The organism is Bacillus thuringiensis, assembly GCF_022095615.2.
Lineage (GTDB): Bacteria > Bacillota > Bacilli > Bacillales > Bacillaceae_G > Bacillus_A > Bacillus_A cereus_AG.
In genome coordinates, this window is sequence record NZ_CP155559.1 from 714,009 (window position 1) to 739,550 (window position 25,542).

A 25,542-nucleotide genomic window follows, 5' to 3' on the forward strand; every position below is an offset into this window, starting at 1 on the left:
AAAAATGCCCCTCAATTATGTGAGGGGCATTTTCTATTCTAATATGTTTTTCAACGTATCAATATGTTCTTTTGAACCTGTGACAAGCAATGTATCACCATGTTGTAGTCTCGTATCACCATGAGGGATTAATGCTTTATTACCGCGGTAAATTTGAATGACGAGTACATCGCCTAAAAACGGAAGGCGACGTAGTGCAACACCGTTATATGTATTGCTGCGTAGTTCAACTTCACGAACGGTTTCATTTGCTGTTGTAATTAAGCGAACGAGACTCGGTTTATCAATTAGTGCACGTAACAGAATACGTGTAGAGTTAATTGTTGAGAATACGGCTATATGTTCTTGCGTTGCTTTTTCTTGTAGAAGTGGATCTTCTACACTTGCAATAACATGTTCAACACCTAGTTCTTTTGCATGTTCTGCTAATAATAAGTTTTGTTCATCATCGCTTGTTGCAACAACAACGCGGTCTGCATGAAATGCTGCTTGTTCAGTTAATGAAGCGATTGTGATGTCATCTAATTTCACGATAGGGAAGTCATGTGATTTCGCTTCCTCATCATTTATTTTATTTTGACGCATCATATATAGTGTTACGTCATAATCTTCTCGTTTTAAATCAAGTGATAACGGAAGGGTAATTCTGCTTGCCCCAATAATAGAAACTTTTGGTTTTGGTGTCTCTACTTTTGGGAACATTTTTTTAAATAATATAGGTGCAAAAATACAAGTAATAACTGCGCTTAAAATAAGGGAAGCAGATAAACTTGGACTGATGATTCCTAGTTTTTCACCAATTTGTGCAGCTGCAATAACTAAAGAAAGTGTCGATGTTAATAAGATGGCACTTCCTAGTACGATATTACGTGGATACCATTTTCGTAAGACGAGTGATGGTATCAGTTTTGAGATAAAGAGTCCTACAATTAAAATTGGGATCATTAGCATACTAGAAGGTTCTTTAAAAATAGACCAAACCTCTAAGTTTACACCAACCATCACGAAGAAAATAGGAATGAAGAAACCATATCCAATGGAATCCAACTTTTCCACCATATCTTCATTTGGTGATAATAACGATACGAGTACCCCTGCTAAGAAGGCACCTAAAATATTTTCAGCTCCAACAGATTCAGATAAACCAACTAATATTAAGATGAGTGCAAAAACAGCTCGTGTATCAATTTGTACACTACCAGCTTTTAAGCTATCTAAGTATGGAATGTTTTTAAAGCGTTTTGCAACGAAGTAAATAACAATACCAGCGCCGAATAGAAGAAGAAGGAGCCACATGCTTTGGCCGCTTTCGGAATTTAATCCGACGAATACAGCGAGTAAAATCATTGTAACTAAATCTGCAATAACAGCGACTAATAAAATGATTTGTCCGATTGCCGTTTTTCCTAAGTTATTCTCTTTTAATGTTGGTACAACAACACCTAAAGAAATAGTTGAAATAATTAAAGTCATAAACATTGCATTATCCACGAATCCTAGCCATACGAACAGTAATGATAGGGCATAAGATAAGATGAAAATAAATAAGAAGATAATGCTTGCTGCTTGGAATGTGTTTGGTTCGTTTGTCGTATTCTTTTTCCCTTTTTGTTTAAAGATAGAAAAATCAATTTCTAAACCGCTTAAGAACATTAAGAAGATAAATCCTAGTGTCGATAAGACTTGAAGCCACATATCTGGCTCAATAATATTAAACCCACTTTTACCTACAAAGATTCCTGCGATGATTTCTGCAACAACGACAGGAAGTGCTTTTAATTTAAAGCGTTGTAACAAAAGGGGAACGAAAAACGCGATTGCAACGACAACCATAAGTGATAGAACAGAAGTATGATGTTCCATTGCGTTCTCTCCCTTCAAATAAATATAGTACTTATTTAGCCATATAATAGGTAGAAAAGCAACGCATATGAATTCGATTTCATAAAGAAAGAGTTTTCTTAACATTTGTCATAATAAGTATATTTTTCATGATTCTGTTGTTAATTCCGTAATGTGGATGTAATAGGGGAGGGGATAAAGTGAAACTTTAATTAGTAGGATCTTACTGCTCGTTAATGAGGGATAAAAAAAGACTGCTGAGGAATCTCAGCAGTCTTTTTCATGTACATTACATTGAGAAGAAGATCCATACAGTTAAACCTACTGTTGCAGTTGCAACGAAGAAACTGTATATCATTGTAAGGATTTGAACTCTTCCTTCTCCTTCTTTTAAATGCATGAACATAATTAATTGTAACAACGCTTGCGCAACAGCCATTGCGATAATGGACGTTAATATCGTTGAAAGTGGCAAGTTTGTATAAAGTGCCACGTATAAAGCTAGGAACGTTAGTGCAAGCGATAAAATAAATCCGAAAACGTGTGACCATGGGAATCCGCTATGCGCATGCCCGTTTGCTTGATTGTTATTTTGACTCATTTACGCCACCATCCCGTTCAAGTAAACTAGTGTGTAAATAAAGACCCAAACAAGATCAAGGAAATGCCAGTATAAGCTGATAATAAATACTTTACGAGCTGTGACTGGTGTTAAACCTCGTTTTAAAATTTGGATAATAACACAAGTTGCCCAAATGATACCACCTGTTACGTGGGCACCATGCGTTCCAAGAAGAACGAAAAATGCAGATAAGAAAGCACTTGTTTGAAGCGTTGCGCCTTCACCAATGTACATAATGAATTCTTCAATTTCAAAGAATAGGAAACCTGCACCTAAAAGTAATGTAAGGATGAACCATCCAAGCATTGCTTTTTGGTTGTTCTTACGCATTTCGTGAATCACGATACCACATGTGAAACTACTTGTTAAAAGTAGTAATGTTTGAATTAAAAGCGTTTTAAGTTCAAACAGTTGCGCTGGAGTTGGGCCATCTGCCGTACGACCAGCAAGTACTAGATAAGAGGCGAAAAGTGTTGCGAACAGCATAATTTCAGCCCCAAGAAAAATCCAGAATCCTAGGATATTCAATCTGCTTTGCTCGGATTGATATTCCAAAGGTAAGCTTTTATCTAAAGCCGCCATATCATTTCACCTCTCATGCTATATGTTCTGTTTCTTTAATTTCATCAACGCTTACGTAGTAGCCATCATCATAATCGAATGAACGATAGATTAAGCAAGCTAAAATACCAACGCCGCCGATTGCTGCAAGCCAGAACCAGCTAAATACTAATGCGAAACCTGCAAGACCGAAGAATAAAGACGCAATAATAGGCACGCCAGAGTTACTTGGCATGTGAATTGGTTTTAAATCTTCTGCTGCTGGTGTAATTGTTTCTCCACGTTGTTTCATGAACCAGAAAGCATCAGCTTCTTTAATTTCAGGAAGTTTCGCGAAGTTGTAATGTTGTACAGGAGATTGAGTTGCCCATTCAAGTGTACGACCATCCCATGGATCTCCAGTTGTGTCACGTTCACCGTGACGTGCACTCCAAATTACGTTGTAGCAAAGAATTAGGAAGCCGATACCCATCATTACAGCACCAACAGATGCGATTTGGTTTAGCCATCCCCATCCAAGACTTTCAGAGTAAGTGTACATACGACGAGTCATACCGTCTAAACCTAAGAAGTACATTGGGAAGAAACAGATGTTGAATCCGCTCATAAAGATCCAGAATGTCCATTTACCTAGGCGTTCATTTAACATATGACCAGTCATTTTTGGATACCAGAATGTGAATCCAGCAAGCATAGCGAACACTGTACCTGCGATTAATACGTAGTGGAAGTGAGCGATTAGGAAGTAGCTGTTATGGTACTGATAATCAGCTGCTGCCATTCCAAGCATAACCCCTGTAACCCCACCGACTACGAAGTTTGGAATAAATGCCAATGACCAAAGCATTGGAACTGTAAAACGAATACGTCCTTTATACAGTGTAAACAACCAGTTAAAGATCTTAACCCCGGTTGGAATCGAAATCGCCATTGTCGAAATCGAGAAGAATGAGTTAACCGCTGGACCTGCACCCATCGTGAAGAAGTGGTGAAGCCATACGACGAAACTTAGTAAAGAAATTGCAACCATTGAGTATACCATCGCACTGTAACCGAATAGACGCTTACGTGAGAATGTACTAATGATTTCAGAGAAAATACCGAATGCCGGTAAAATAACGATATATACTTCAGGGTGACCCCATACCCAGAATAGGTTGGCCCATAACATTGGCATACCGCCGCTCGCCATCGTAAAGAAGTGAGCATCGAATAGACGGTCAAATGTCATTAATGCAAGAGCAACTGTTAATACTGGGAAAGCGAAAATAATGATGACTGTTGTAATTAAGATTGACCAAGTAAACATTGGCATTCTCATTAAAGTCATACCAGGTGTACGCATTTTTAAGATAGTAACAAGGAAGTTAATACCGGTCATTAGCGTACCGAGACCTGAAATCTGTAATGCAATTGCGTAGTAGTTATTTCCTACACCAGAAGTAAACTCTGTACCTGCCATTGGGAAGTAAGAAGTCCACCCAGCGTCTGGAGAACCACCGATTACGAAAGCGATGTTGAATAACATTGCTCCGACAAAGAATAACCAGAAACTTAAAGCATTTAAGAACGGATATGCAACGTCACGAGCACCAATTTGTAATGGTACTACAAGGTTCATTAATCCCATAACGAATGGCATCGCCATGAAAAGAATCATAACTGTACCGTGTGTTGTAAAGATTCCGTTATAGTGTTCAGCATTTAAATAAGTTGTTTCTGGGAATGTTAACTGTGCACGGATCATTAAACCGTCCATACCACCACGGAATAACATGATAACCGCAGAAATAATATACATGGCCCCAATCTTTTTATGGTCAACAGTTGTTAACCATTCGTCCCAAAGCCATTTCCATTTTTTATACTTTGTTAGTACGAAAATGATTGCTAATGTCACAAGAACGATAGAAGCGTCTGCACCGTAAATAATCGGGTCACCTGTGACAAAGAATTCATCAAGCTTCACTGTGTTCACTCCAATCTGTTGGAATAATAGCTATTATTTTTTGTTTTTGTAGTAGTTGTAATCACAATATTCAAGTGATTTTGGATCTACATAACTTAAGTGATGACTAGAGAATGTCATACGACCAACTACACCAGGTTTAACAATTTCGTTGTACTTATCTTCTGTTAGTTTAGGAGCAGTTTGTTGTACTTCTTTTACCCACTTGTCATACTTCTCTTTAGTTTTTGCTTCAACTTCGAACTCCATGTGAGTGAATCCTTCACCAGAGAAGTTCGCGCTACGGCCTAGATAAGAACCTGGCTTATCAGCTTGTAAATAAAGATCCATAATCATGCCGTCCATTGTGTACTTCATACCACCAAGTTCTGGTACCCAGAAAGCATTCATTGGACCAACAGAAGTCAGTTTGAATTGAATTGGTACACCAGCTGGGATATTTAAATAGTTAACGGTTTCAATTTTTTCCTCTGGATAACTGAATAACCATTTCCAGTTTGCAGATGTAACATAAATCTCAACTGGTTTAATATGTTTGGACTCTTCCGGAACCTCTTCCGAAGCATAAGTTGCTTTTACTGTTGGAATCGATAATGCGATAACGATAATAACAGGAACAAGTGTCCAAATAATTTCTAATAATGTGTTACCGTGTTGATCAGGTGGCTCATAGTCCATATTCTCTGGTTTTTCACGATAACGAATCAAGATGACTGTAAACAAGATGAATACAATTGCGATAATTAATGACATAAGCAAGAATGACCAAACAATTAAATCATACTGTGCTTTTGCAACAGGTCCTTGCGGATTTAATACTGCGAGTTTCTTATCACAGCCACCGAGGAACAGAAGTAATGATAACGGAAGAAGCGAAGCCAGCTTCCAAAACGTTTTCTTTAGTTGCACGATTGAAAATCTCCTTTCTCCTTGGATTGAAACTATGCCAATAAAACAATATAAACCTATTAATTTATAGATGGCAATAGTTTTTGTGATATTGTTAAAAAATAGACACAAATGCACACTTTTTAAGGTGAATATCATTTGTAACTTGATAACATTGTAAACCATTTTCCAGTGAAAAACGTGATTGTGGAAATTTTAAGATAAATAAAGTTATACCAAGATATCCAAGAAATAGAAAAAAACTATCTTATCATAAGAAAGATAGTTGAATATTTTGTATATTTAGTTTACTTCTTTTTTTAGATTTATTTGTTGTTCAAATGTGACAACTTTTTTATATTTTAATTGGTATAAAATGTAACAAATAATCATAAATGGAATACCACAATAAAGGGCAATTCTCTGATCTGGAATGAAAGCTAAACTAACAAATGTAATGAAATTGAGTGAGAATGCTACGATTGGAACGATTGGATAAAGCGGTGTGCGATATTTTAAATCGTTAATGTCTCCGCCGTTTTTTAAGAAATTTCTACGGAAGAAAAACTGTGAAGCTGCGATTGACATCCAAACTACGACAGCGGCCATAGCTGCAATAGATGTTAAAACTAAAAAGACAGTATCTGCCGCAAATATACTTGTTAATAGAGACAAACTTGCAAAGATTAGACTGAAAATTAATGCGTTTAGTGGCACTCCTTTTTTCGTTAACTTCGTAAAAGCTGGACTTGCCATTCCTTGTTTTGCCATCGCCCAAAGCATACGAGAATTTGCGTATAGACCAGAGTTGGCTACGGATAATACTGCTGTAATAATAACAAAGTTCATAATGTCAGCTGCATATGGAACACCAGCCACATCAAATACAAGTACAAATGGACTTTCGACTAGATTAGCCTCTTGCCATGGTAGTAAACCTACAACAACTGATATTGCTAGGACGAAGAAGAAGAGAGTTCGCCAAATGGTATTTTTAATCGCTTTTGGAATTGTTTTTTCAGGGTTTTCACTTTCTCCTGAAGCAATTCCGATTAATTCTGTTCCTTGGAAGGAGTAATTTACTGTAATCATCGTAAGAAGAACAGCTAATGCACCGTTTGGAAATAATCCGCCATTTTCAGTGAAATTGTGAAGCATTGGCGCTGGTTTTCCATTAAAGTCTAGTAGACCGAACATAACTGCACCACCGAGTACGATGAAAATAACAATGGTTGCGACTTTTACACTTGCGAACCAAAATTCTGCTTCTGCATATGCCTTTGCTGATAATGCGTTTACAAGAAAGAGTGCTGCTGCAAATGTAACACACCAAATCCACGAAGAAACGTCTGGAAACCAACGTTTCATTAAAATACTTACAGTTGTTAACTCTACCCCAACTGTAACAGCCCAATTTAACCAATACATCCAACCGACAACAAATCCAAAACCAGGTGAAATAAATTTGCTTGCATAGCTTTGGAATGAACCTGCTTCTGGCATAGCAACTGATAATTCACCAAGACATAACATCGTTAAATACATAACAAATCCACCGACTAAGAATGCAAGAATAGCACCACCAGGACCGGCGTTATGGACGATTTGACCAGATCCCATAAATAGGCCAGTTCCAATAACACCACCAAGTGCAATCATAAATAGGTGTCTACTTTTCATTGTTCGTTTTAAATCTGTTTGTTCTACTTGTTGATTCATATGCCCCTCACCTCGTTATTTTCTTGTATGTATGAATTAATTTTCATTCCGAGTTTTTAATCATTAGTGGGGGATGTGACACATACTCGGCTTATTTATTATGAAATGAATGGAGTATGTAAAAATGCGAACTATGACTAAATACTCTAAGAATGTTTTTATTAACAAGGTGATATCTTCACTATGTTAATTATTTCGATTTTAGCAAAAATATTAAGAAAAGTATATTGTTTTTTCTTTTTATTAAAAATAATTAGAATTTTATAACGATGGAAGTGTGAACAATAATTCACAGAATCTTTCTAGCAAACTAGTAAGAAGAAAGGTACAATGATAGGAGGTATGTCTGTAAAATAATAATTAATGGAGTTTTGTTTAAAATGAAAAAGTTAAAATATCTTTTTGTTTTTGGAGTTATATTTGCTGCCGCGTTTTTTATAGGAAAAGATAAAATTATGCAAAAGGCGCAAGTGTTCCGTTTAGAGTTTCTATCTGAAATGAAAGAAGCGACTATGATTGAAAATGTTCCGTTTATAAAACAGTTACCAGAATTACCTCGTGGATGTGAAGTTACAAGTTTGGCTATGTTGCTGCAATACAAAGGTATACAAGTAGATAAGATGCAACTTGCTAGCGAGATTCATCGTGTTCCATTTGAACAAAATGGTTTACGTGGAAATCCTTATGAGGGGTTCGTTGGAAATATTTATACGAAGGCAGAGCCAGGATATGGTGTATATAATCAACCGATTTTTAATTTAGCAGAAAAATATATTCCTGGAAAAGTAGCTAATTTAACAGGTAGAGACGTGCAAGATATGTATAAAGTAGTTAGTTCTGGGTCGCCAGTATGGGTCATTATTAATACAACGTTTAAGCCACTAGCTGAGAGTAGTTTTGAAACATGGAATACAAGCTCTGGCGAAGTGAAAATTACATATTTTGAGCATAGTGTAGTAGTAATTGGATATGATCAAAACTTTGTGTATGTAAATGATCCTCTGAAAAATAATCCGCGTTTGGCTGTTCCGCGAGCAGAGTTTGAAAGCGCTTGGGAGCAAATGGGGAAACAAGCAATCACTATTTTATAATAATGAAAAAGTCATCTTTTTGATGGCTTTTTATTTTTAAGTTTTAGTAACTGAAAATTCAGAAGATTCTTTTAAAAAATAACAATTCGCGTTATAATAACCTTTAACTTGGTGAAGAAGGGGCGAAGAGAAATGGATGTTGCAAAGGAACTGGTTTTATCGAAAAATCAATTAATTGAGTGGAGAAGGCATTTTCATAAGTATCCAGAGTTATCTTTTCAAGAAGAAAAAACGTCACAGTTTGTATTCGATATACTTCGGAAAATCCCATATTTAGAAGTGTCAAGACCTACTAAATATAGTGTAATGGCAAGGTTAATTGGTAAACACCCTGGTAAAACTATTGCGGTTCGTGCTGACATGGACGCTCTTCCTATTCATGAAGAAAATGAGTTTGATTTTATTTCTACATATCCAGGTGTGATGCATGCATGTGGCCATGATGGACATATAGCGATATTACTTGGAGTTGTACATAAGTTAGTAGAGGAAAGAGAGAGGGTTAAAGGAGAGGTTCGTTTTCTCTTCCAACATGCAGAAGAAAACTTTCCTGGCGGTGCAGAGGAAATGGTTGCAGCGGGTGTAATGGAAGGTGTGGATTATATTATTGGTGCTCACCTTTGGGCATCGTTAGAGGTTGGTCAAATAGGAGTAATTTATGGTCCTGCAATGGCTGCCCCAGATGTTTTTAAAATTACGATAGAAGGAAAAGGTGGACATGCTGGAATCCCTCATGAAACGGTTGATAGTATTGCAATCGGTGCACAAGTTGTTGCGCAACTTCAGCAAATTGTATCTCGCCTCACAGATCCGCTAGATTCCCTTGTAGTATCTGTTACGCAATTTCACGCTGGGACAACCCATAATGTGATTCCAGAACAAGCGGAAATTGAAGGGACAGTACGGAGTTTAAGGCATGAGTTGCGAGAAGAAACAGAGAAAAGGATTGAACGGATTGTGAAGCATGTGACGGAATCTTACGGAGCGAAATATACATTTTCTTATGAATATGGATATCGACCAGTAGTAAATGATTATGAAGTTACAGAGATTATTGAGCAAACAGCATTACAGCTTTATGGAAGGGAACAAGTTACTCGTTTACAGCCAACGATGGCTGGGGAAGATTTTTCAGCGTTTTTACAAAAGGCGCCAGGAACATTCTTTTTTATCGGAGCGGGAAATAAAGAGAAAGGAATTATATATCCTCACCACCATCCTCGTTTTACGATTGATGAAGATGCATTACCGATTGGAGTGGAAGTCTTTGTATCATCCATTATGAATTTTATAAGTAAAGGAGAATGAGATGAAGAAAATACACGTATTAGCGCTTATTCCAGTTTTTTGTTTAGTTGTTGGACCCATATTTGCTAATTCAGTTACTCCTTACGTATTAGGGATGCCATTTTTATTATTTTGGGTATTATTATCGGTGCTCATTACGTCTCTTTGTATGGGGCTTGTGTACGTATTTGATCCTGCTAATAAGGGGGATGTGAAATGACCGCATTACTTATCATTATATTATTTTTGTTTCTCGCACTATTTTTAGGGATTCGGGCACAACATGGAAAAGATATGAATTTAGAGCAATGGTCAGTTGGTGGAAGAGGATTTGGTACTATTTTTGTTTTTCTTCTGATGGCAGGTGAAATTTATACGACGTTCACATTTTTAGGTGGAAGTGGATGGGCGTATAGTAAAGGAGCACCTACTTTCTATATTTTAGGTTATGGTGCATTAGCTTATATTTTATCTTACTTTTTATTGCCGCCAATTTGGAAGTATGCGAAAGAGCATAATCTTGTTTCGCAGCCAGATTTTTTTGTGAAGAAATATAGGAGTCAGACACTTGGCATTATCGTTTCTATCATTGGGGTTATTTCGATTATCCCCTACCTTGTTTTACAGTTAAAAGGATTAGGAATTATCGTTTCGGAAGCGTCTTATGGAAGGGTATCATCAGTTATTGCAGTGTGGATTGGTGCAATTGTTATAACGATATATGTAATGGTTTCAGGTATACACGGCTCTGCTTGGACGGCCGCTTTGAAGGATATTATGATACTGTTTATCGTTATGTTTTTAGGTATATATTTACCATATCATTATTACGGAGGTTTTCAGCCGATGTTCGAAGCTGTAGAAGCAGCAAAACCAGGATTTTTATCTTTACCTGATGAAGGAATGAGCATTTCTTGGTTTGTTTCTACTATTGTATTAACAGCTCTCGGTTTCTATATGTGGCCCCATACATTCGCTTCTGCTTTCTCTGCAAAAAATGAGAAAGTATTTCGTAAAAATGCAGCAATTATGCCACTGTATTCTTTAGTTTTACTTTTCGTATTCTTTGCAGGATTTGCAGCTATCTTGCAAGTTCCTGGATTAAAGGGAGGGGATGTAGACCTTTCGTTATTCCGTCTGGCTCTTCAAACTTTTGATCCTTGGTTTATTGGGATTATTGGTAGTGCTGGAGTTTTAACAGCATTAGTTCCTGGTTCTATGCTTGTCATGGCCGCTTCTACATTATTAGCGAAAAATATTTACCGAACGATGGTCCCATCTGCTTCAGATAGACAAGTTGCAAAAGCGGCGAAATTATTTGTTCCTGTAGTAACGCTTGTAGCTGTTTTGTTCACTTTTAAAGGAGGCGAAACAATAGGAGCGCTTCTTTTAATGGGCTATAGTATAGTGACACAGCTTTTTCCTGCGCTTGTATGTAGTTTGTTTCCACGTCAGATTATTACGAAGCAAGGGGCAATTGCAGGAATGGGGATTGGATTGTTAGTGGTCGCATATATTACTTTATCTGGTTCAACTATAGCTACGATGTTTCCGGGTTTCCCTCAATATATAAAAGATTTAAATGTAGGTATAGTTGCATTGTTAATGAATATGATTGTAATGTTTATCGTTAGCGGGTTGACGAAAAATGTGTCTATAAAGACAGACAATATAATAGTAGAAAAGTAATCCGTGTGCTAGAGCTATCTTTGAAAAGAGATAGCTCTTTTTTGTATATATTTTCTTCTATTAGCGGAATCTAACTAAAAACTTGTTGAAAAGGAAGTTAGGTGGGGGAATTGTTAGAGTTAAAAGGTAACTTATTTGAAATTATGAAAGAAATTAGGGATGAGTTAGGTTCTCCTAATGATTTAACAATTAGGGAAGTTGCCCTTGCTGGTAGTTTTACACGCTGTGCTGTTATTTTTTTATGTGGGTTAACAGATAAGGATAATGTTTATAAATATGTAGTTCGCACACTTCAATATGAAGAAGTACAAAAGGAAGGCGCTGTTGTTCAAACGTTATTGGATCGTTTTATTTCTATTGCGGAAGTCGGTAAGAAGACAACGTTTCCTGATATTATAAATGCGATTTTAGCGGGAGATACAGTTATATTAATTGATAATATTCAAACCGCTATCGTAATTAATAGTAGAGCTTGGGAAAAAAGAAGTTTAGAACCGCCAGTAACAGAAGATTTAATACGTGGACCGAGGGTCGGATTAAATGAAGATATTAACGTGAATAAAATGTTAATTCGTCGTAGTTTACGTGACCCAAAGCTGAGATTTGAATCTTATATTATGGGAAAGAGGTCCCAAAAAGAAGTGACGTTAGTATATATAGAAGACATTATTAATCCTTACATTGTAAAAGAACTAGATCGGCGTCTTCAATCCATAGTGACAGATGTTATTTTTGAGACGGGTACGATTGAGCAATTAATTCAAGATAATAATTTGTCACCGTTTCCGCAGTTTTTGAATACGGAAAGGCCTGATAATATTGTGGCCTCATTAGCGAAAGGGAAGGCAGCTATTTTAGTGGATGGATCACCGTTTGCTCTTATAGCTCCGCTAGTATTTGTTGATATTTTTCAGTCTGTGGAAGATCACTATGAGCGTTGGATAATTGGGACTTTATTAAGAATTTTGCGGATGGGTTCTGGTATAGTCGCAGTTTTAATGCCAGCGATGTATGTAGCACTCGTCTCATATCACCAAGGACTTATTCCTTCTAAACTGGCGTATTCAATTGCTGGGGCGAGGGAAGGTGTTCCGTTTCCTGCATATATAGAAACATTAATGATGGCATTAACGATGGAGTTAATACGAGAAGCGGGAATTAGGTTGCCAAAGCCGATGGGACAAACCATTGGGATTGTAGGTGGTCTTGTAATTGGAGAAGCAGCGGTGAACGCAGGGATTGTAAATCCGTTTTTAGTTATCATAATTGCGGTTACAGCTATTGCTACCTTTTCTCTCCCTGTATATAGCATTACGATTACGTTTCGTATTTTACTTTTTGTCTTTGTTTTAGCAGCGACTGCTTTTGGTTTGTACGGAATCATTTTAGCGCTTATTGCACTTGCAGTTCATATTACGAATTTGAAGAGTGTTGGTGTCCCATATACAACGCCTATTGCTCCTGCGTTTTATAAAGATTGGAAAGAAGAAATTATCCGCATGCCAAAATCAATGTTGAAAGATAGACCAGAGTATTTACAAACGAAAGATTCTACAATACGTCCAAAGGAGCGAGAATAATTGAAACCATTTGAGTATGGCGATGAAGAAATTGGATCTCGGGAGCTGGGTTTTGCGGTATCGTCAACGATTATTGGTATAGGTGCACTATCTATGCCACGAGATATCGCTATGCAAACTTTATTTTCAGATGGTTGGATTATTTTACTTCTTGGCGGATTGATATGTGCGTGTTTAGGGTGGTTTGTGACTCGGGTTGCTATTTTATTCCCAAAACAAAATTTTGTTCAATATACGAGCGAGCACTTGACGAAGCCTGTTTCATACACAATTAGTATCATCTTAGTGTTAACATTCGTTGCATTGACAGCATATGAGGCCCGGAAAATCTCAATTATTTCACAAACCTATTTATTTAGTGATACGCCGATCCAATTGTTATCTTTCTTTTTTTTGTTAGTTGTTGTTTATGGAATTGCTGGATCTAGAGCTGCTTTATTAAGGTTAAATGTATTATTCTTACCTATCGTTTTAATTGCGATCGTACTGCTTTCTTTATTGAATGTGAACTTAATGGAAGTAGATAATTTACTACCTGCTTTTCAAACGGACGTCAGTCAATATGCTGTTGGAGTAAAAAATTCTATTTTTACGTTTATTGGATTTGAGGTAGCTTTATTTTATGCGGTGATGTTAAACGATACGGCAAAAAAGGCACCGATGGCGGTTGCAAAAGCTGTGATGGTAAACGTGTTGTCTTACATTTTAATTTATTTAACTTGTATTAGTGTGTTTACATATATGACAACTCGTGGATTAACATATCCAACGATTGAATTAGGGAAAGAGATTGAAATTGGTGGGGGATTTTTAGAAAGATTCGATGCGATTTTTTTTACGACTTGGATTATTACTATTTATAATACGACAGCCATGTATTATGATGTTGCATCTTTATTGTTTTGTGCCATGTTTCCGAAAGTTAAGAAACATATCTTTATTTTCGTAAGTGCACCTATGATTTTTGTATTGAATATGCTTCCGGGTAATTTAAATACTTTATCAAATTATGGAACGTATTTAGCTTGGATAGATATGGGGTTTGTCGTGTTAGCGCCTTTGTTAGTTTTTATTGTATATAAAATAAAAAGAAGGAATGGTAGAAATGAAACACCTTCTTAAAATTATAATGATTCTAGTGTTAGCGGGATCGATAAGTGGATGCTCTGAGCTAGAAGAAATAGAAGAAAGAGGATTTGTAGTAGGTGCAGCTTATGATATTGTGAAAAAAAAGAAATCGAATCCGATTATGAAAGGGACGTATCAGATGGTACTTCCCAGTAAGTTAGCACAGCAAGGTGGACAAGGTGGTGGGGATAGCGAAAATTATATTAATGTTAGTGCAAAAGCAGATAGTGTCTTTGAGCAAATAAGAATTATCGCTAAAAAAATTAGTCGCTCATTATTCTTTCCGCATATACAAGTGATAATTTTTTCTAAAGATTTATTAGCGAATCCATATGTTTTACAAAATACGTTAGATGTATATATTCGTGATCATGAGATGAGACGAAATATTCGTTTGTTTGTTTCTAAGAAAGATGCAGAAGCTATTTTGAAGCAGAGTGCGAAGCCTGAAAATTTACCGGCGCAGTATATTGATATGTTAGCTGAACATCCTCCGAAAAATGCTCAAATGATTGAGGCTGCAAGAATTGGTGAGGTACAGCAAAAAATGATTGCTAACAGAAGCTTCGTATTACCTATTCTTGAACTAACGAAACAAGGGGTACAAATGAACGGGGCAGCGTTGTTTCGAGGGAAGGATAATAAGTGTGTAGGTAGTTTGAATGGAGAAGAAACATTTGGAATGAATTATATAATAGGTAAGAAAATTGGAGGGTTCTTTACTGTTCGTAAAAAAGACCAGCTTATTACATATGAAATTCATAAGATGCATCGAAAGATTAAAGTATCTACAGAAAATGCCACAAAACCGAAGTTTGATATTCATTTATCTTTGGAAGGCACTTTAGCTGAGTTACACTTTAGTGATCATAAACAAATTATGAATGAAGATCGATTGAAGAAAAACATCGCGGAAGAAATGGAGAAGCGTATCCAAAAATCGATTGAGATTGTTCAAAAAAAATATAAGGTAGATGTATTAGCATTAGGAGAAGTATATAAGCGGCATAATTATAAAGAATGGAAGAAGATAGATAAGAATTGGGATCAAGGTGAAAATTACTTTAGTAATGCTGAGGTTACTGTTCATGTTCATCCGACAATTGAGCATTCCGGTTCAGCCTTACCGAAAAGAGTGAAATAAGGTGATGTAAGTTGTTTACTGGCCTAGGGATTAGTTGCACGATATTAATGGCGGTTCTTCCGGGAGCTATATACTTTCTTCATAAAAAAATTTCAACGTACGGAGCGCAGCCTTGGAAAGAAAAAAAGAAACCTGAATGATTTTCAGGTTTCTTTTGCGCAAAGCAAATATGAAGGGGGATACCTTCTATGTATGCTTTGCTTATACAAGCCCTAACCAATGTACCAATTGTGTAGAGAGGAATGTCACAACAATGGCGATAACGGTAGGGATTGCAAACGATAAAAATGTCCATTTTGCACTTTTTGTTTCTTTATATATGTTAACCAGTGTTGTTCCACATGGGAAATGAAGAAGTGAGAACAACATTGTGTTTAACGCTGTTAACCAAGTCCAACCATTTTCTAAGAATAAATTTTTAATTTGATTAAAATCATCTATTTCAGTTAAAGCTCCAGTTGATAAATAAGACATTAATAAAATCGGGATAACAATTTCATTAGCTGGTAGTCCAAGAATGAACGCAGCTAGAATAAAACCGTCAAGTCCTAACATTTTAGCAAATGGATCTAGGAAGTTTACAAAATACATAAGTAAGCTTGTGTCGCCGATGAAAATGTTAGCAAGTAACCAAGTTAATGCAGCCGCAGGGGCAGCTACGACGACAGCTCGTTTTAAAACATAAATAGATTTATCGAGTGTTGCACGTACAATTGTATTCCAAACTTTTGGCTTACGGTACGGTGGTAACTCAAGGGTGTAGTGAGTTGGCACACCTTTTAAAGCTGTTTTTGATAGTACCCAAGAAACAGTTAATGTCATAATAACACCAATTACAACCATCCCAACTACAACGCCAGCAGTAACTAATGTTTGCATACTACCTGTATAACCAGCAGCCATAAATAATGAAGCCATTAAAATTAACATAGGCCAACGACCGTTACAAGGAACGAAGTTGTTTGTTAAGATTGCAAGCATACGTTCACGTGGTGATTCAATAATACGTGTTGACATAATAGCGGCTGCATTACAACCAAAGCCCATTGCCATTGTTAAAGATTGTTTGCCGTGTGCACCGGAGCGTTTGAATAAGCGGTCCATATTAAATGCAACACGTGGTAAGTATCCGTAGTTTTCTAATAGTGCGAACATAGGGAAAAAGATTGCCATAGGTGGTAACATAACGCTAATAACAGCACCGATACCACGGAATAAACCAAGTATTAAAATGCCATGTAACCATTCAGGTGCATGCGCTGCTTGGAACCAAGATGTTAAATATCCTTCGGCCCATCCGAAGAATTCAGCAATCATATCAGACGGTACGTTAGCACCAGCAATTGTAAGATAAAAAATAATAGATAAAATACCGAGCATAATTGGGAATCCCCAGATGGGAGATGTGAAAATTTTATCTAGTTTTTCAGAACGATACAATTTATCGGTATTTGTATATTGAACAGACTCTTTACATATGCTTGCAGATGTACGATAAATATCTCCGACAATATCATCTCGTATATCTTCTTTTGAAAGTGATTGTGCATGTTGAATAATATAGTCTAATGGAAGAGCCTTACTGGCTGAGTGAGATTCCATTCATTACGACCTCCCTTACAAGCGGTTCATTATGGTGTTTTTGAAGGGTAGTTAAGAAATTTTTATCTCCATCTAATATACGTAACGCAATCCAACGTGCTGGATACGTATCACCGAACACTTTATAAATTTGTGGTTCTAATTCTTGAATCATATTTTCGATTTTTTCACTGTAAGAAATTTTAATTGGTGTTGGAATTAATTTTTTATTTGCTACTTTAGCGATAACACTTAGCAAATGCCCAATACCTACTCGGTTACGAGCAGAAATCTTAACTACAGGTACACCGAGCGATTTTGCTAATTTCTTTTCATCAATAACGATGCCTTTTTTCTCTGCTTCATCAATTAAATTAATACAAATGACTACATTGTTCGTCATTTCCATCACTTGGAGTGCTAAATTTAAATTTCTTTCCATTGCAGTTGCATCTATAACAACTACAGTTACTTCTGGTTTTTCAAATATAATATAATCTCTTGCTACTTCTTCATCCGCAGAATTTGAATATAGTGAGTAAGTTCCAGGTAAATCTATTAATGTATATTTACTTCCGTTATGTTCATATTCCCCTTCAGCTTTTAAAACAGTTTTTCCCGTCCAGTTTCCAGTATGTTGTTTTAAGCCTGTTAAGGTATTAAATAATGTACTTTTTCCGGTATTCGGGTTGCCAGCTAAAGCAATGCGATGTTTGCTCATCTGAAATCATCTCCTATTAATACCCCGAAAATAAGGGAACTTTCTTCCTTACGTAGTGCAATAGTCGTATTGCTTACTTGATAAGCGACCGGATCTCCAAGTGGACTGCGTTGTAATACTTTAATCGTTGCTCCAGGGATAAATCCTAAATCTAATAAACGTCGTTTCATAGTTCCTTCTAATTGTATCTTCTCAATCTGTACAAACTCTCCTGTTTTAAATTCGGAAAGTGGTTTTGTATTAGCCGATACCATAAAAGTTACCTCATCTCTATATTGTTAGTTTGAGTTTAAAAAGTTTCCTTAGGTAAACTTTTTGTTAATAATATAGTAGACTACATTGGATGATGCTGTCAATTAGTACTTTAAAAATATTCATTTATTTTTAGAATTGTTCCAATTTATTTAGTTGTACTAAAAAATATTACTGAAATTCTGTTGAATGTAAATGAAGTAAGAGTGTAAAAGTTAAAAAATATAATGGATTTGTAAATGTATTTTTAACTAAAAGGGGAAAAGAGCAAAAAACATTTACATTGAATTTACATTGTTAAGAATAAATTTACATTACTGCTTAATTAGTGTGGATTTTGTTGGGTTCTTTAACTATAAATGTTGGGATTCCTAGCTTTTAAAGATTATTATCGTCATTTACTTAAAATTAAAATTTGCTTAACACTCACATAATATTGTTGTCCTACAATGAATTTGTGTTCGAAAGAAAATGAATTCGAAAAGTGATAATCCAAATGGGGGTACAAGACATGGTTATGAAAAAAGGTATTAAATTTTCTTTAGCAGCTTTAGTGGTGGCAGGAGCGTTAGTTGGATGTGGGAAAGCAGAAGATACAGCTAGTAAAGATAGTGCTAAAGGAAGCGATAATACAAAACAAGAATTATCAGGTACGATTGCAGCGGCTGGTTCTACAGCTCTTCTACCTCTTGCGGAGGAAGCTGGAAAGAAATTCATGGAAAAAAATTCGAAAGTTTCTATTCAAGTGCAAGGTGGCGGTAGTGGAACTGGGATTAACCAAGTAGCATCGGGTGCAGTACAAATCGGTAATTCAGATGTTCCATCAGGAGATAAAATAAAAGATGCTGAAAAAGCGAAAGAATTAGTAGATAACAAGGTTGCGGGTATTGCATTCGCACTTGTCGTAAATAAAGATGTAAAAGTTGATAACTTAACAGTACCACAAGTACAAGATATCTTCACTGGAAAAGTAACAAACTGGAAAGAGGTAGGCGGGAAAGATGAAAAAATCAACGTAATTAACCGTCCGGCTTCATCTGGTACACGTGCTACATTTGAAAAGACAGTTATGAAAGACGCGAAAATTAATGATGGAACTGGTACAACACAAGATTCTAACGGTGCAGTAGAGCAAGCGATTAACTCTACTCCAGGTTCAGTAAGTTATTTAGCAATGTCTTACATGGTTGGTGATAAAAAAGGTGCATTACAAACAGTGAAAATTGATGGTTCTGAACCGAAAGTTGAAAACATTTCGTCTGGTAAATATCCGTTCTGGTCTTACGAGTACATGGTAACAAAAGGTGAAGCGAAAGAAGCAACGAAAGCTTACATTGACTATGTAAAAGGTAAAGACTTTGAAAAGCAAGTAGAAGATATGGGCTACATTCCAATGTCTAAATTAAATAAGTAATAAAATTTTATGGGGCTGGCTGCAAGGCCAGCCCTGTTCATTTCAATCTATGAAGTGGGGTCTGACCTGTGATGAAGGGGAAAAAACAAATTAACTACGTAAAAAGTGAATATATAGGAAGATCGCTTGTTACGTTTTGTGGTATTTTTATTGTTTTAATTACATTAGCTATTATTGCGTTTATTTGCGGTAAAGGTATTCAATCTTTTACGCAAAGCGGTATCTCATTTACTGAGATGTTAACATCGACAAAATGGAATCCAAATGCTGATCAAGGATCCTTTGGGGCTTTGATTTTCATTGTAGGTTCAACAGTGGTTTCGTTAGGTGCGGTTATTATTAGTGCGCCAATTGCTATAGCTCTTGCTATATTCATGAATTTAATTTCGCCGAAGTTTGGAAATAAAGTATTGAAGCCTGTTTTAGAATTATTAGTTGGTATTCCTTCGGTTGTATACGGATTATTAGGGGTTACGATTTTAGTGCCGCTATTACGTGATTCGTTCGGGGGAGTGGGCTTTAGTCTAATTGCGGGTATTGTTGTATTAAGCATTATGATTTTACCTACTATTGCTAGTATCGCTTCTGATGCAATACGCTCTGTTCCGTTTGATTATTTAGAAGCTTCTTACGGTCTAGGATCAACGAAATGGCAAGCGGTTAGCCGAGTGATTGTTCCTGCTGCGAAAAAAGGGATTTTAACAGGTGTTGTTTTAGGTTTAGCGCGTGCTTTCGGTGAAGCATTAGCGGTTCAAATGGTAATCGGGAACACGATTAAATTACCAGAAGGAATATATAGTCCGACAGCAACGTTAACTGGTATTTTGACAATGGACATGACAAATACATTGAACGGAACTGCTTGGAACAATGCGCTATGGACTTTAGCGATGATTTTACTTGTTATTTCATTCCTGTTTATTTTAGTAATTCGAGCGATTGGGCAAAGAGGTGAGCGATAATAATGAATGCAAGAACGGTAAATAAAATTTGGACAGGTATCTTTTATGCAGTTGCAGCTTTAGTTGTAGCTCTGCTAGTATTCTTAGTGTTTGAAATTTTGCAAAAGGGATGGGGATTTTGGGATCCTAATTTCTTGTTTGGAGAACCAAGTAATACAAGAGCTGGTGGTGGGATTGGTCCGCAGTTATTCAATTCTTTTTACATGCTTGTTATAACGCTTGTTATATCTATTCCTCTGGGGTTAGGTGCTGGAATATATTTAGCAGAGTACGCAAAACAAGGGCGTTTTTTAAATTTTGTTCGTTTATGTATTGAGACAATGGCGTCTTTACCTTCTATTGTTGTTGGTTTATTCGGTTTGTTAGTGTTCGTTACAATGACAGGCTGGGGATACACAGTAATGGGTGGTGCTCTTGCTCTAACTATTTTAAACTTACCAGGTTTAACACGTGTTTGTGAAAATGCAATTTCAGAAGTTCCTCATAATGTAAAAGAGGCAAGTCTTGGATTAGGTGCAACGAAGTGGCAAACGATCGCTCGTATTATTATTCCGTCGTCATTACCGCAAATTATTACGGGTATTATTTTAGCGGCGGGTCGTATATTTGGGGAAGCAGCCGCACTGATTTACACAGCGGGTTTAACATCCCCAATTTTAAATTCAGCAGCGGACTTCTCAAGTCCTGCGCATCCTTTAAATCCATTTAGACCAGCTGAAACGTTAGCGGTTCACATTTGGAAGTTAAATTCTGAAGGAGTTATTCCGGATGCAAAGTTGATTGCGACAAAATCTGCAGCTGTATTAATTATTATGGTATTACTATTCAATGTTATTTCACGCTTGATAGCATCTGTATTACACAAACGTTTTACAGGAACGAAAAGAAAAAGTAAAACGACGAAGAAAGTAAAAGCAGCATAAATTATAAAGAGGAACTCTCTGCTTATAAGTAGGGAGTTCTTTTTGTATTTTAATATAGAAGGAATGGATGTAATGATTGTTGAATTTGTAATTGATTATATAGATGAATAGGGCGGATGAGAGGAGAAATTAATTTGTTTTTTTTGCAAATGTCAGGTTTTCCAGGATCGGGAAAATCTACAGTTTCTAAGTATATAGCGAAGTTAACAGGTGCTGTAATTGTAGATCATGATGTTTTGAAATCGGCATTGTTGCAATCATTAGAAATGAAAGGGATTGAATCGAGGATTGTTGGAGGAGTATCATACGATATTGAATGGGTATTGATTGATTCTTATTTAGAACAAGGGCATAGTGTGATATTGGATAGTCCATGTCTATATGAAGGGATGGTTGAAAAAGGAATAAAACTGTCTAATAAACATGGTGTAAAATATAAATATATCGAATGTTACCTTAATAATATGGAAGAGATTAATAATAGGCTACAAACACGTAAGTGTATGGTCAGTCAGATTGGAAGAGTGGATTCGGAAGTAGCTTTTAAAAAGTGGTTAGATGGTAGTAAAAGACCTTCGAATGCTGAATATCTTATTGTAGACTCTGGTAAACCGCTAGAGCGGTATGCTCAAAAAATGATGGATTATATGAGTAGGTAGAGAAAAAGCGTTATCTTCATTCATGAAGATAACGCTTTTTCTTTTAAATATCAGGTGTTTCTGTGGAAGTGCTTATTTTTCTACGAGAGCGTCTTTTTCTCCCGATTTTATCTAATAGTTCATACATAACTGGAACGACTACTAACGTAAGAACGGTTGAGACTGCTAAACCACCGATGACAACGACGGCAAGACTTTTTGATACCATGCTTCCTGCTTGCGATTGACCAAATAGGAGTGGTAGCATAGCGACGATTGTTGTTATAGCCGTCATAATAATTGGACGTAACCTAGTGGATCCCGCTTCTAGTAAGGCATCTCTTGTTTCCATTCCGTGTTCTCGATTTTGTTGCACTCTTTCTATTAATACAATAGCGTTTGTAACGACAATCCCGATTAACATTAATGCGCCGATTAAGGAATTTACATCAACGGGTGTTCCTGAAATGATTAATCCTAAAATACCGCCAACAGCAGCTAATGGCAGGGAGAACAAAATTGCAAAAGGAGCCCGCGCCTGTCCGAAGGTGATAACCATAATTAAATATACAATCCCGATTGCAATCCCCATAATTTTGAATAAATCTGTGAAGTTCTCTTGCATAGATTCAGTTGCACCTGCAATAGTTACTTTTGCGCCACTAGGTAAGTCTAATTTAGCTATCGTTTCGTTTACTTCTGCGCTTACTTTACTTAAATCTTCATTTGAGGCCTCGGCAGTAATTTGAATCGTTTCTTTTCCGTCTTTATGGAAGACTTCTGTTTGAAGTTGCTTTTCTGAAATAGTTGCAATGTCTTTTAAAGGAATTGGTCCATTGATAGGTGATAGTATGTTTGTGTTTAAAATGTCTTCTTGTTTAGTAATGTTTTCTTTTTTGTGTTCTATTATAATAGTTGTTTTTTCATTATTAATTGAAACCTCACCAATAGGTGATTTCTTCATAAGGAATGCTACTTGTTGTGCTGCTAATTCTGGTGTTAAGCCTAGTTGTTCGGCCTTTGTTTGATCAACATGGATTTGCCATTCTTTCTTAGAGTCTTCTAAATTTGTTTTTACTTTAGAGAGAGCAGTCATATCTTTTAGTTTTGTTTCGACGATAGTAGCAGCCTCTTTTAAATTCGTTTCGTTAGTAGCTGTTACGTTGAATTGCAAATTGTTTCCACCACCAGAGCTTGAATAACTCGTTTTTATATAATCTAGTTCAGCAGGCTCAAAAGCTTTATGTTCTTTCTTTAACTCTTTAATATATTGATCAATATCAGAGCCTTTCTTGAAGACTACAAATATACTGGCAAGATTATTTTTTGTCGTTTGCCCCCATTGTGCATCTTCTGCGCTAGATCCCATTCGTAAAATAACATCCGTTACATCCGAATTAGAAAGTAATTTCTTTTCGAAATCGAAGGCTTTTTGTTTTTGCGTTTCAGGGGCGTAATCAGCTGGGAAAGTCATATTAATAGATAACATTGTGTCGTCTTCAGATTTTATGTTCGCTTTCGGTAGTAATACATAGGCTGCAATCGATCCTGCGAATAATAAAAAGGCGGTAAGTAGAATAATGAATTTATGCGAAAGAGCCCACTTTAATGTAGCGACATATCGTGGTGAAGAACTTGGCTTTTTGTGTTTTGTTTTTTTGAGTAGTAAAAAAGCCATAAGTGGAACAACTGTTAGTGCAACGATTAAGGATGATAGTATAGAATATACAACTGCTAATACCATAGGTAACATTAATTTTCCGATTACTCCTGATATGAGGCCGATAGGTAAGAAAACAGCGACTGTTGTTAAAGTAGAAGAAGTAATTGCGACGGCGACCTCTTTCGTCGCATCGAGAATAATATCTTTAGAGAAAGATTCTTTTTGTAAACGACGGAAAATATTCTCAATGACAACGATACTATCATCAACGAGACGTCCAACTGCAACTGCTAAACCACCAAGCGTCAAGGTGTTAAGTGTGATGTTAGATTGGTGTAGTAAAAAGAGTGTTAATAAAATAGATAATGGAATACTGACAACGGCGATGAGTGTCGTTCGGAAGTTACGCAAAAAGATTAAGATAATTAGTGTTGCAGCAATTGCTCCAAGAATTACTTCTTTTCCCATACTAGTAACAGCATTTTCAACTTGCTCATGAGTTGAGGCTAAAAGTTTAATAGAAAACTGATCTTTATATTGTTTACCTATATCTTTGATTTTCTTATCGATTTCCTTTCCGATTGCAACTGCATTTTTACTTGGCTCTTTCATGATGATTAATCCGGTTCCTTCTTCTCCGTTTATATGTGAGATTGTATCGTAGTGTTGTTTAAGTTCAATTTGAGCAACATCTTGTAATTTTACTTGAGGTGCAACGGTTATGTTTTTAATATCATCTACATTTTTTATATCCCCAATGACACGAAGGTTATATTCTTCTTTATTAACGGTAATTGCTCCGGCTGGAGTGGAAGTTTCTTTTCCTTGTAAAACTTTTAATATTTGTTCTGTTGTTACGTTTTTATCTTTTAATTGGTTTGGGTCTAGTATGATAGATAATTCAGAGGCTGATTTTCCGAAAAACATAACGTTGGCAACACCATCAATGCTTTCGAGTTGTGGTACGATTTCTTTTTCGATTTGTTTTTCATCTGCTTTTGAAAATCCGTTTTGCTTCTGGATAGCAATTTGAGCGAGTGGAATCATAGAAGTATTTAATTGGCTAACTATGGGTTTAGTTGCATCTTTAGGTAGTTTAATTGTGTTAATGGCCTTTTCAACCTCGCGTGCTGCGTCTTTCATGTTTGCTTTGGATGTATACGCGATATCGATACGTGATAATCCCTCGTGCGTAGAAGAGGTGATGCTGTCGATGTGTTCTAAATTGCGAAATTGTTTTTCGAGGGGATCAGTTACTTCTTTCGTCATCGCTTCAGCGTCGAGTCCTTGAGATAAGGTTGTGACAGTGACTGCTGGATTATCGATGCTTGGTAAAAATTCCATAGGTAATTTAGAGCCGGAATAGACGCCGAGTATGGAAATGAGAAAAACCATGATGATAACAGCGGCGCGGTTTTTTAATGAAAACTTTGTTAACCTATCCATAAAGTAATTCCTCCATTGGTTTATTTATAGTTGAGTACGTCCTTCTTACTATATAACAAAAAATGGATATTTTTCATTAATTAAATGTAAAAAAATTCTAACAATAATCTTAAGTTAATATTTTTGTGGGAATTTCGTTATTTATTCCGCTATTTGCTGATCTGTCTGTAAACAATCGATTCGTTCAACTAATAGTTTGTGTGGAGGAACAAAACCAAAAATCGGCATGTTCACTTTATGTAGGAAGTGAAAATACTGATCGGAGAGGGTAGTGGTGAATCTGTTTTCCTTTTTAGTTTGGATTGATTTGTTTTTATATTGTTAGTCTATAGAGAAGTAGATGATCAGGGGCTTTAATATAGAAGAGAATGAAAATCTAGGAAGGGGTTATGAAATACGGTTTGGTTAATTAGAGTCTATTG

The 25,542-nt window shown here is 36.3% G+C and carries 21 protein-coding genes; 11 read left to right on the plus strand and 10 right to left on the minus strand.

The window, feature by feature from the left end:
* Window positions 1-33 precede the first annotated feature (33 nt).
* From KZZ19_RS03585 to KZZ19_RS03610, 6 genes are all read right to left on the minus strand, one after another.
* Window positions 34-1,863: a monovalent cation:proton antiporter family protein gene (locus tag KZZ19_RS03585; protein WP_237981640.1), complete on the minus strand. Its 1,830-nt coding sequence runs from the start codon at window positions 1,861-1,863 to the stop codon at window positions 34-36.
* Between the two features lie 268 nt (window positions 1,864-2,131).
* A complete protein-coding gene (gene qoxD, locus KZZ19_RS03590) occupies window positions 2,132-2,443 on the minus strand; it encodes a cytochrome aa3 quinol oxidase subunit IV (protein ID WP_087979469.1) in 312 nt (103 codons plus the stop codon).
* Complete coding sequence (qoxC, locus tag KZZ19_RS03595; RefSeq protein ID WP_088095184.1) at window positions 2,444-3,046, minus strand: cytochrome aa3 quinol oxidase subunit III; 603 nt, start codon at window positions 3,044-3,046, stop codon at window positions 2,444-2,446.
* A gap of 13 nt (window positions 3,047-3,059) precedes the next feature.
* On the minus strand, window positions 3,060-4,994 hold the full coding sequence (qoxB, locus tag KZZ19_RS03600) for a cytochrome aa3 quinol oxidase subunit I (protein ID WP_140392342.1): 1,935 nt from the start codon (window positions 4,992-4,994) through the stop codon (window positions 3,060-3,062).
* A gap of 33 nt (window positions 4,995-5,027) precedes the next feature.
* Window positions 5,028-5,903, minus strand: coding sequence for a cytochrome aa3 quinol oxidase subunit II (locus KZZ19_RS03605; RefSeq protein WP_001176180.1), 876 nt, complete (start codon window positions 5,901-5,903; stop codon window positions 5,028-5,030).
* A gap of 282 nt (window positions 5,904-6,185) precedes the next feature.
* Complete coding sequence (locus tag KZZ19_RS03610; RefSeq protein ID WP_088095186.1) at window positions 6,186-7,601, minus strand: amino acid permease; 1,416 nt, start codon at window positions 7,599-7,601, stop codon at window positions 6,186-6,188.
* 380 nt (window positions 7,602-7,981) lie between these two features.
* On the opposite strand from KZZ19_RS03610, the gene KZZ19_RS03615 reads away from it, so the two are divergent.
* The 7 genes from KZZ19_RS03615 (at window position 7,982) to KZZ19_RS03645 (ending at window position 15,520) form a co-directional block, all read left to right on the plus strand.
* Window positions 7,982-8,692, plus strand: coding sequence for a C39 family peptidase (locus KZZ19_RS03615; RefSeq protein ID WP_237981641.1), 711 nt, complete (start codon window positions 7,982-7,984; stop codon window positions 8,690-8,692).
* 132 nt (window positions 8,693-8,824) lie between these two features.
* Window positions 8,825-10,000: an amidohydrolase gene (locus KZZ19_RS03620; RefSeq protein WP_237981642.1), complete on the plus strand. Its 1,176-nt coding sequence runs from the start codon at window positions 8,825-8,827 to the stop codon at window positions 9,998-10,000.
* Between the two features lies 1 nt (window position 10,001).
* Window positions 10,002-10,199 (plus strand): DUF3311 domain-containing protein, encoded by a 198-nt coding sequence (locus KZZ19_RS03625; protein ID WP_061676314.1) that lies wholly within the window; start codon window positions 10,002-10,004, stop codon window positions 10,197-10,199.
* A complete protein-coding gene (locus KZZ19_RS03630; protein ID WP_237981643.1) occupies window positions 10,196-11,668 on the plus strand; it encodes a sodium:solute symporter family protein in 1,473 nt (490 codons plus the stop codon). The genes KZZ19_RS03625 and KZZ19_RS03630 overlap by 4 nt, the downstream gene beginning before the upstream one ends.
* Window positions 11,669-11,769: 101 nt before the next feature.
* Window positions 11,770-13,248, plus strand: a complete 1,479-nt coding sequence (gerLA, locus tag KZZ19_RS03635; RefSeq protein ID WP_237981644.1) for a spore germination protein GerLA — start codon at window positions 11,770-11,772, stop codon at window positions 13,246-13,248.
* On the plus strand, window positions 13,249-14,370 hold the full coding sequence (locus KZZ19_RS03640; RefSeq protein ID WP_237981645.1) for an endospore germination permease: 1,122 nt from the start codon (window positions 13,249-13,251) through the stop codon (window positions 14,368-14,370).
* Window positions 14,354-15,520 (plus strand): Ger(x)C family spore germination protein, encoded by a 1,167-nt coding sequence (locus KZZ19_RS03645; protein ID WP_348638025.1) that lies wholly within the window; start codon window positions 14,354-14,356, stop codon window positions 15,518-15,520. Before KZZ19_RS03640 ends, KZZ19_RS03645 begins: the two co-directional genes overlap by 17 nt.
* A gap of 201 nt (window positions 15,521-15,721) precedes the next feature.
* Here the strand turns inward: KZZ19_RS03645 and KZZ19_RS03650 are convergent, their stop codons facing one another.
* Genes KZZ19_RS03650 through KZZ19_RS03660 form a run of 3 tightly spaced genes read right to left on the minus strand, consistent with a single transcriptional unit; the run spans window position 15,722 to window position 18,076 of the window.
* Window positions 15,722-17,122 (minus strand): nucleoside recognition domain-containing protein, encoded by a 1,401-nt coding sequence (locus tag KZZ19_RS03650; protein ID WP_237981648.1) that lies wholly within the window; start codon window positions 17,120-17,122, stop codon window positions 15,722-15,724.
* On the minus strand, window positions 17,100-17,822 hold the full coding sequence (locus tag KZZ19_RS03655) for a FeoB small GTPase domain-containing protein (RefSeq protein WP_088095194.1): 723 nt from the start codon (window positions 17,820-17,822) through the stop codon (window positions 17,100-17,102). Before KZZ19_RS03655 ends, KZZ19_RS03650 begins: the two co-directional genes overlap by 23 nt.
* Entirely contained in the window at window positions 17,819-18,076 is a 258-nt protein-coding gene (locus KZZ19_RS03660; RefSeq protein WP_000252989.1) for a FeoA family protein, read from the minus strand. The genes KZZ19_RS03655 and KZZ19_RS03660 overlap by 4 nt, the downstream gene beginning before the upstream one ends.
* Before the next feature lie 509 nt (window positions 18,077-18,585).
* Here KZZ19_RS03660 and KZZ19_RS03665 point away from each other — a divergent pair.
* The 4 genes from KZZ19_RS03665 (at window position 18,586) to KZZ19_RS03680 (ending at window position 22,032) form a co-directional block, all read left to right on the plus strand.
* Window positions 18,586-19,488 (plus strand): phosphate ABC transporter substrate-binding protein PstS family protein, encoded by a 903-nt coding sequence (locus KZZ19_RS03665; RefSeq protein WP_237981649.1) that lies wholly within the window; start codon window positions 18,586-18,588, stop codon window positions 19,486-19,488.
* Window positions 19,489-19,559: 71 nt separating this feature from the next.
* Window positions 19,560-20,450 (plus strand): phosphate ABC transporter permease subunit PstC, encoded by an 891-nt coding sequence (gene pstC, locus KZZ19_RS03670; RefSeq protein WP_140392346.1) that lies wholly within the window; start codon window positions 19,560-19,562, stop codon window positions 20,448-20,450.
* A gap of 2 nt (window positions 20,451-20,452) precedes the next feature.
* On the plus strand, window positions 20,453-21,373 hold the full coding sequence (gene pstA, locus KZZ19_RS03675; protein ID WP_088095198.1) for a phosphate ABC transporter permease PstA: 921 nt from the start codon (window positions 20,453-20,455) through the stop codon (window positions 21,371-21,373).
* A gap of 134 nt (window positions 21,374-21,507) precedes the next feature.
* Complete coding sequence (locus KZZ19_RS03680) at window positions 21,508-22,032, plus strand: AAA family ATPase (RefSeq protein WP_237981650.1); 525 nt, start codon at window positions 21,508-21,510, stop codon at window positions 22,030-22,032.
* Window positions 22,033-22,075: 43 nt separating this feature from the next.
* On the opposite strand, the gene KZZ19_RS03685 is transcribed toward KZZ19_RS03680, so the two are convergent.
* On the minus strand, window positions 22,076-25,120 hold the full coding sequence (locus tag KZZ19_RS03685) for an efflux RND transporter permease subunit (protein WP_237981651.1): 3,045 nt from the start codon (window positions 25,118-25,120) through the stop codon (window positions 22,076-22,078).
* Window positions 25,121-25,542 lie beyond the last annotated feature (422 nt).